This is a genomic window from Vibrio sp. Vb0667 (genome assembly GCF_033391095.1).
Genome location: NZ_JAWPOL010000081.1, coordinates 1 through 2,239, shown reverse-complemented (window position 1 = coordinate 2,239; position 2,239 = coordinate 1). Strand labels below are relative to the sequence as shown.

Below are 2,239 nucleotides of genomic sequence, written 5' to 3'. Positions count from 1 at the left end.
GCCGTTATCGCGCAGTTTGTCGCGGCCAACATTCAGCATTGAGTTGTTAATATCTGCCAGAACAACGTGGCCTTGGTCACCCACAATACGCGAGAATTTCGCGGTTAGGTCACCCGTACCACCACCTAGATCCAGAATGCGCTGACCAGGACGAGCGCCACTGCAATCGATCGTAAAACGCTTCCAAAGGCGGTGAATACCACCTGACATCAGGTCGTTCATGATGTCGTATTTCGCTGCCACTGAGTGGAAAACTTCGGCAACTTTGGTCACTTTTTCTTCTTTCGCCACTGTGGTGAAACCAAAGTGGGTCGTTTCGTTCTCTAACGCTGTATTGGATTGCAAACTTGTGTCCGTCATTCTAATTCCTCTTGGGCAGCACTTGTTCACTACAGGGCGTTTGCTGACAATGAAAGTCGCCCTCTGTACTGCGGGCGATTAGTTTACTTTATCCTCAGCCGGATGTCTTTCTACTAACGATTCATTTGGTGATTCATTTTCTGAAAATGCATCACTTTGCGCCAACTGCGCAAGGTCAGAAGAAATCGGTCGTTTGATTTCAACCCCCAACTGCCTAAAGCTTTCTGCTTGACGAATCACGTTGCCACGGCCTGTCGCCAGCTTGTTCATAGCGCCTTGATAGGTTTGGTTCGCTCGGTCTAATGCGCCGCCCAACCCTTCCATGTCATCGATGAATAAACGCAGCTTGTCGTACAGTTTGGTGGCGCGCTGGGCGATCAGTTTGGCGTTTTCATTCTGACGTTCGTTGCGCCATAAATTGTCGATGGTGCGCAGTGCCACCAGCAACGTGGTTGGGCTAACCAAGATGATGTTTTGCTCCATCGCGTCTTTGATCAAGCTTGGGTCGGCTTGAATCGCCACTTGGAACGCCGGCTCTACCGGTATAAACATCAGCACATAATCGAGACTTTGGATGCCTTTGAGCTTGTGGTAATCCTTCATGCTCAAACCTTTGATGTGCGCACGCAGTGCGGTGAGGTGAGCACTTAACGCGCGGTCGCGTTCAGCATCCGTTTCGGCATTGAAGTAGCGCTCGTACGCCACCAATGCCATTTTCGAATCGACCACCACTTGCTTGTTTTGTGGCAAATGCACAATCACATCCGGTTGGTAACGCTTGCCCGCTTCGCTCTGTAGGTTCACTTGCGTTTCGTACTCGTGCCCTTCGCGCAGTCCCGATTCGGCTAAAACGCGCGCCAACACCACTTCACCCCAGTTACCTTGCTGTTTGTTATCGCCTTTGAGCGCTTGGGTCAGGTTCACGGCTTCTCGAGTCATTTGTTCATTGAGGCGTTGCAGATTTTTCAGCTCATGCACCAGCGTATGACGCTCTTTAGCTTCTTGGCTAAAGCTGTCGTTGACTTGCTTTTTGAAACCTTCTAACTGCTCTTTTAACGGTGACAACAACCCTTCTAAACTTTGACGGTTTTGCAAATCGACTTTCGCGGTTTTCTCTTCAAACAGTTGATTGGCAAGGTGCTCAAACTGTTGTTTCAGACGCACTTCGGCCTGCTCTAAAATTTCCAGTTTTTCCGCATTAGCCTGATTCATTTGTTCGTGGCGCGCCTGCTGCTCACGAAGCTGCGTTTCCAAACGGGATTTTTGTTCACGCATTTGGCCCAGCTCATCAAAGTACTGCTGACGTTCTTGTTTGACGGCTTCGAAGTAACGCAATTTCTCCATGGCCGCCATCAACTTGCCGTGCGATTGTCGCACTTCAAAGGCCGCTTTATCGCGCTCGTTGTCGAGTTCATCCAACTCTTGCTGCGCATCGGCAAGGCTTTGCTTTACTTGTTCAAGCTGTTGTTGGTGAAGCTGTTTTTCTGACACCAACTGCTGTTCGAGTAGTTGAGTCTGGGTAATAAAGCGCTGCTTTACCCACCAACCCACGGCGACACCGCTCGCTGTCGCGGCAAAAAGAGAAGAAAGAATGAGAGATTGATGCTCAAGAATCCATTGCATAATAGCGAGTTAGCCTATGTTTTATATCTTTATCAATGGTATTTAGACACTGGATAAATGTCCAGTTTGTTGGATGAAAAATCCTCGCATACACTAGGCACTCCGTACAACATACTCACTCCCGCTTACTCTTTCAGCAAAGAGCGGCACATCATCACACAGAGGCATCATGAACGAGCGTCGTGCCCTAGGATTTGGGCTCTCAGCAGTATTACTTTGGTCAACGGTTGCAACCGCATTTAAACTGACATTAGCG

At 49.0% G+C, this 2,239-nt stretch carries 2 protein-coding genes; both read right to left on the bottom strand.

Going from position 1 to position 2,239, the window contains the following annotated elements; genetic code table 11:
* Nucleotides 1–360 (bottom strand): class I SAM-dependent methyltransferase (locus tag R8269_RS23480; protein ID WP_318222691.1); only part of this gene is annotated, 360 nt, incomplete at its 3' end.
* Between the two features lie 78 nt (nucleotides 361–438).
* A complete protein-coding gene (gene rmuC / locus R8269_RS23475) occupies nucleotides 439–1,983 on the bottom strand; it encodes a DNA recombination protein RmuC (RefSeq protein WP_045603844.1) in 1,545 nt (514 codons plus the stop codon).
* Nucleotides 1,984–2,239 lie beyond the last annotated feature (256 nt).

Coding starts and splice junctions, on each gene's coding strand:
- rmuC (WP_045603844.1), bottom strand. CDS start 1,983: ATGCAATGGATTCTTGAGCATCAATCTCTCATTCTTTCTTCTCTTTTT.